Source organism: Streptomyces sp. DH37, from assembly GCF_029813835.1.
Classification (GTDB): domain Bacteria; phylum Actinomycetota; class Actinomycetes; order Streptomycetales; family Streptomycetaceae; genus Streptomyces.
The window spans coordinates 1-2,641 of sequence record NZ_JARVKV010000137.1 but is presented as its reverse complement, the minus strand read 5'-3'; the positions used below and the strand labels follow the sequence as shown (position 1 = coordinate 2,641).

Sequence of the window (2,641 nt, the reverse complement as noted above, 5' to 3'; positions counted from 1 at the left end):
CCGTCGCCTCCGTCTTCGGGCGGGACCGGCGCGCCGAAACGGATCGGCTGCCCGTGCTCCAGCCGGATCACCGCCTCCAGCGCCTGTTCCTTGTCCTTGAGCACCTCGAAGGCGCCGTCGTTGAAGATGTTGCAGTTCTGGTAGATCTCCACCAGGGCGGTGCCCGGATGGGCCGCCGCCGCGCGCAGCACACCGGTCAGGTGCTTGCGGTCGGAGTCGACGGTGCGCGCCACGAAGGACGCCTCCGCGCCGATCGCCAGCGAGACCGGGTTGAAGGGCGCGTCCAGCGATCCCATCGGCGTCGACTTGGTGATCTTGCCGAGTTCGGAGGTGGGGGAGTACTGGCCCTTGGTGAGCCCGTAGATCCGGTTGTTGAACAGCAGGATCTTCAGGTTCACGTTCCGGCGCAGCGCGTGGATGAGGTGGTTGCCGCCGATGGACAGCGCATCACCGTCACCGGTGACCACCCACACCGACAGGTCCGGCCGGGAGGAGGCCAGCCCGGTGGCGATGGCCGGGGCGCGGCCGTGGATGGAGTGCATCCCGTAGGTGTTCATGTAGTACGGGAAGCGGGAGGAGCAGCCGATGCCGGAGACGAAGACGATGTTCTCCTTGGCCAGCCCGAGCTCGGGCATGAAGCCCTGGACGGCGGCCAGCACGGCGTAGTCGCCGCAGCCGGGGCACCAGCGGACCTCCTGGTCGGACTTGAAGTCCTTCATGGTCTGCCGGCCCTCGGCCCTGGGGACCAGGGAGAGCGCCTCGAAGGCGGGCGCCTCCGCGGTGGTCTCAGCCATCGATGGCCTCCTTCAAAACGGTGGCGAGTTGCTCGGCCTTGAACGGCAGGCCGGTCACCTGCGTGAACGACTGGGCGTCGACCAGGTACTTCGCCCGCAGCAAGGTGGCCAGCTGCCCGAGGTTCATCTCGGGCACGATCACCTTGTCGTAGCGCTTGAGCACCTCGCCGAGATTTCCCGGGAAGGGGTTGATGTGGCGCAGATGGGTCTGGGCGACCCTCTGGCCGGCGGCGCGCAGCCGGCGCACCGCGGCGGTGATCGGCCCGTAGGTCGATCCCCAGCCCAGCACCAGCAGCCCCGCGTCACCGGTGGGATCATCGACTTCGATGTCCGGCACCCGGATGCCGTCGACCTTGGCCTGGCGGGTGCGGACCATGAAGTCGTGGTTGGCCGGGTCGTAGGAGATGTTGCCCGTGCCGTCCTGCTTCTCGATGCCGCCGATGCGGTGCTCCAGACCCGGCGTGCCCGGCACGGCCCACGGGCGGGCCAGGGTGTGCGGGTCGCGCTTGTAGGGCCAGAAGACCTCGGCGCCGTCCTCGGTGGTGTGGTTGGGGCCGGCGGCGAACCGCACCCGCAGATCGGGAAGCTCCGCGCTCTGCGGGACCCGCCACGGCTCGGAACCGTTGGCCAGGTAGCCGTCGGAGAGCAGGAAGACCGGAGTGCGGTAGGTCAACGCGATCCGGGCCGCCTCCAGCGCCGCGGTGAAGCAGTCCCCGGGGGTGGCCGGCGCCACGATCGGCACCGGCGCCTCGCCGTTGCGCCCGTACATCGCCTGCAACAGGTCGGCCTGCTCGGTCTTGGTCGGCAGACCGGTGGAGGGACCACCGCGCTGGATGTCCACGATCAGCAGCGGCAGCTCCAGGGAGACCGCCAGCCCGATCGTCTCCGACTTCAGCGCCACCCCCGGACCGGAGGTGGTGGTCACCGCCAGGGCCCCGCCGAAGGCGGCGCCCAGCGCGGCACCGATGCCCGCGATCTCGTCCTCGGCCTGGAAGGTGCGCACGCCGAAGTTCTTGTGCCGGCTCAGCTCGTGCAGGATGTCCGAGGCCGGAGTGATCGGGTACGAGCCCAGATACAGCGGAAGGTCCGCCTGCCGGGACGCGGCGATCAGCCCGTAGGACAGCGCCAGATTGCCGGAGATGTTGCGGTAGGTGCCCGGCGGGAAGGCGGCCGAGGCCGGAGCGACCTCGTAGGAGACGGCGAAGTCCTCGGTGGTCTCCCCGAAGTTCCACCCCGCCCGGAAGGCGGCCACGTTCGCCTCGGCCACCTGCGGCCTCTTGGCGAACTTCCGGCGCAGGAAGGATTCGGTGCCCTCGGTGGGCCGGTGGTACATCCAGCTCAGCAGGCCCAGCGCGAACATGTTCTTGGCCCGCTCGGCGTCCCGGCGGGCCAGACCGGAGTCCTTCAACGCCTCGACCGTCAGCGTCGTCAGCGGCACCGGATGGACGCGGTAGCCCTCCAGCGAGCCGTCCTCCAGCGGACTGACGCCGTAGCCGACCTTGGCCATCGCGCGCTTGGTGAACTCGTCGGTGTTGACGATGATCTCCGCGCCCCGCGGCAGATCGCCGATGTTCGCCTTCAACGCGGCCGGATTCATCGCCACCAGCACATCCGGCGCGTCACCGGGGGTGAGGATGTCGTGATCGGCGAAGTGCAGCTGGAACGAGGAGACCCCCGGCAGCGTGCCGGCGGGCGCCCGGATCTCGGCCGGGAAGTTGGGCAGCGTGGAGAGGTCGTTGCCGAACGACGCCGTCTCCGAGGTGAACCGGTCACCCGTCAGCTGCATACCGTCACCGGAGTCACCGGCAAACCGGATGATCACCCGCTCCAACCGCCGAACCTCCTTG

The 2,641-nt window shown here is 69.4% G+C and carries 2 protein-coding genes; both read right to left on the bottom strand.

Features of this window, described 5'->3' with window-relative positions; genetic code table 11:
* Positions 1-794 (bottom strand): 2-oxoacid:ferredoxin oxidoreductase subunit beta (locus tag QC029_RS30310; RefSeq protein ID WP_279559055.1); only part of this gene is annotated, 794 nt, incomplete at its 3' end.
* A partial coding sequence (locus QC029_RS30305; protein WP_279559054.1) for a 2-oxoacid:acceptor oxidoreductase subunit alpha occupies positions 787-2,641 on the bottom strand: 1,855 nt, incomplete at its 5' end. The genes QC029_RS30305 and QC029_RS30310, both read right to left, overlap by 8 nt.